The sequence below is a fragment of the Burkholderia sp. AU16741 genome (assembly GCF_002223345.1).
Lineage (GTDB): Bacteria > Pseudomonadota > Gammaproteobacteria > Burkholderiales > Burkholderiaceae > Burkholderia > Burkholderia sola.
Map to the genome: position 1 here is coordinate 1 of NZ_NKEZ01000014.1, position 3,166 is coordinate 3,166.

The following is a 3,166-nucleotide window of genomic DNA, read 5'->3' on the forward strand; positions in this document are numbered from 1 at the left end:
CTTAGCGCTTGCTGCGAGCCCCACCCACCGCTTCCAGCATCGGAATCGGCAGACCGAAGTGCGCCTGACCCACACCCTCGGCCGCCGTGTCGTACTGCGCAATCGGATGCGTGCGATAGGTAGCCATATCCCGGAAATAGCGGTTGAGCCGCTGACCTTTCTTGGCTGCAGTGCTGCCACCCGCGTAGAAAATCTTCTCGATCGACTCCGCGGCCATTTTTCCAGCCTGGGTGGCCATTGCGCCCTGCAGGAAATCCTTCTCCGCCGAATACGCGATACCGGCTTGCCACTGCTGGCAGGCCTGCGTGTACTGCCGCGCGACCTCGATCACCTGCACTTCAGCCGCACGGATCTCCATCACCACCTGTCCAACGGTGCGCTGGTATTCCAGCGACTTGTAGCGCTCGTGGAACGGCGGATTGATCGTCTTTTTGGTCCGCAGGATCTCTTCATATTCATCGAGTGCCGCCCAGGCCGCACCGACCATCACCGCACTGATCACTGCAGTGAACAGCGAGGTGGTGATACCCACATACATGGAATTGCCGTGCAGACGGGTGCCAAACGTCCCTTCCGGATCCTCGCCGGCGCGCCGGAAGTCGTAAAACGGCGCCACCATATTGTCGGGAACGAATGCGTTCTCGACCACGAACGTCTGCGAGCCGCTGGAACGCAGGCCCATCGTGAGATCCCCCCCCACGAGCCGGGAACGATTCGGAAATCGCCAGCAGGCAGAATCGGCACATAAAACACCGGCGGCCCGCCCGGATTCGCATCATCGATCAAACGCGCAGTCGGCATGACGTGCGTGGCATAGGGAACACCGGAGGCGTAGTCCCACGTTCCGTTGACGATGTACCCGTCCTTGACTTTGCGAATCGTGCCATTCGTCGGCGCACGCAACGGAGCAATCGCGACGCCGTCGTTGCGGCCAAAAATCTCATGTTGGGCGCCTTCGTCGTAGTGCGATGCCAGCATGATCACGTGCGCGGCCGGGAACGCCCAGCACCAGGCTGCACTCGGATCGCTGCGCGCCATCTCGATGGTCGCCCGAATCAGCGTTTCCGGATCGAATTCGTGGCCACCATAGCAACGCGGCTGCACCACCCCGTAGGCGCCAAACGACAGCAAAGCTTCGTGCACCTCACCGGTATAGGCACCGGCTTCGTCAGCCTGATCCTGCTGCGCACGGATCATTGGCCGGAGGGCAATGATCTTGTCGATGAATTGCTCGGGTGTCAGCCCGGGTGCCGCGTTGCGAATCTCGGGAAATTCGGTGGACTTCGGCCGCGTGGCCATTGCGATATCGCCTGTACTCATTACTCCTCCATGCACCGCTCGAAGCGGCGACGTCCTTATGAAACGCGACGACATTGAGACGCCGTACCAACACAAAAAATGCGACCCGGCGAGCACTTCATGCTGCCGCACTCAGCTCTCGGGAGAAGTTGACGACCTGCCGCGCCATGAGCGCGATCTGCTCCCCGGTGCGCGCCGAGAAGCCGAACTCGCCCGGTTCCGATACGGGCTCGGCCGAATTGATCGCGACGCCCACCGGAGTCGGCCAGCCTCGCAGCGCGTGAACGACGGTCCGCAGCGCCGTCAACGTCGCCACCGCACCCTGCCACCCGGCCCCAGTCGCCACACAGCCGACCGCGCGTCCATCAAGATACGGACGCGTGTCCTTATTCATCTCTTCGAGATAGTCGAGGGCGTTTTTTACCAAGCCCGACACACCGCCGTGGTATCCGGGTGAACCGATAATCACGCCATCAGCCTCGCGCATCGCATTCACCAGACGATCCGCCGCAGGGATGGCCTCACGCCGCTCCGGGCTAAAATTGGGAAGATCGATCTCGGATCCCGCGAGAAGCAAGGTCCTCGCTCCCATGTCTTCGGCCACCTTCAACGCCATGCGCAACGCGCGCTCAGTCGACGAATTAGCGCGAATGGTTCCGCCAATGGCTACAATGAACGGCGCCTGCTTTGATCTTGCAATGCTGGTTGACATTTCCTTCACCTCCTCACAACGATAGAACTGCCACGCCTTCAGCGATGTCAGCCCTGGCACCCGCATCGAGTGCTTCGCGACTAATCGATTATTTGTACCCTATCGACTTGCCGCCCACGGAATCCACTACCCCTTACCCGTTCTCAACTCGAGCGGTACGCCCTGGGTGTCAGCGTGAAGCCGGCGCAACCATCGAAGGGATCGCCGATTTCCCGCTGCCCTTCCCGATCAACAACCTGGCTCCAGTTAAGGTGGACGTCGTGAGACTCCAGTTCATGATCGGTATAGCCGGCGGTGCGTCCATACCAGAGCTCGAAGACATTGCCACCTTCCGAGCCGATGCACTTTCCCGACGCCGGACAGCTGGTATGCGCAAGCGCCCCAACCGTCGGCGAAACGAATTCCGGGCTGAGCTTGGTCAGGATTTCCGGTGAGGGCTTGGCCTGGTCGGCACTCATGGTCGTCCAGGCAACCGTGGCCGCGCCGGGGGCCAGCGCGTTGACTTTGATGCCGATGTCTGCGCCTTCGATCGCCAGGTTTCGCGTCAGCCCCAGGATGCCGCCCTTCGAGGCCCCGTAGACCGAGGCATAGCGCGCACCAAGCAGCGATCCGGACACCGTGTTGACGATGCGTCCGTAGCCGGCCTGCTTCATGTGCGACCAGACCGCACGGCACATCCAGATCGTGCCCATCAGATGGGTATCCAGTATCTTGTGAATGTCGGCCGCGGACAGCTCTTCGAACAGCGCGAACTCGACGACACCCGCGTTGTTGACCAGGATGTCGACCTTGCCGAAGGTTTGCAGCGCAGTCTGCACAATAGCGTTGGCGCCCTCTTCGGTCGCGACGCTATGCGTATCGGCGACGGCCTGGCCACCCTGCTCGCAGATTTCTCGAACGACCGCATCCGCGCGAGCACCCACCACGCCACGCCCGTCCGGCCCGACGCCGAGGTCATTGACGACGACTTTGGCGCCCCTGGCGGCGAGATACTTGGCGTGTGCGCGGCCCAGGCCGGGATTGCCGCCTGCTCCGGTCACAATCGCCACCTGACCTTCAAAACTTAAGTCGCTCATGGTTCCAATCTCGATTGTCTTCTCATGTCAGGCGTACTCATCAAAGCTACGCTCCATAAAATAATCGATTATTTTGGAA

The 3,166-nt window shown here is 61.2% G+C and carries 4 protein-coding genes; all 4 read right to left on the bottom strand.

Translation table 11 applies throughout. The annotated features are described in order from the left end of the window. Nucleotide 1: 1 nt before the first annotated feature. Nucleotides 2-538: a hypothetical protein gene (locus tag CFB89_RS33745; RefSeq protein WP_179233456.1), complete on the bottom strand. Its 537-nt coding sequence runs from the start codon at nt 536-538 to the stop codon at nt 2-4. Then, entirely contained in the window at nt 499-1,320 is an 822-nt protein-coding gene (locus CFB89_RS35160) for a hypothetical protein (protein WP_179233455.1), read from the bottom strand. Before CFB89_RS35160 ends, CFB89_RS33745 begins: the two co-directional genes overlap by 40 nt. A gap of 97 nt (nt 1,321-1,417) precedes the next feature. Then, the gene (locus CFB89_RS33750) at nt 1,418-2,011 is read right to left on the bottom strand and encodes an NADPH-dependent FMN reductase (RefSeq protein ID WP_089468833.1); all 594 of its coding nucleotides are present in this window, start codon (nt 2,009-2,011) and stop codon (nt 1,418-1,420) included. A 143-nt stretch (nt 2,012-2,154) separates the two neighbouring features. Next, entirely contained in the window at nt 2,155-3,087 is a 933-nt protein-coding gene (locus tag CFB89_RS33755; protein ID WP_089468829.1) for an SDR family NAD(P)-dependent oxidoreductase, read from the bottom strand. Between the last annotated feature and the right edge of the window lie 79 nt (nt 3,088-3,166).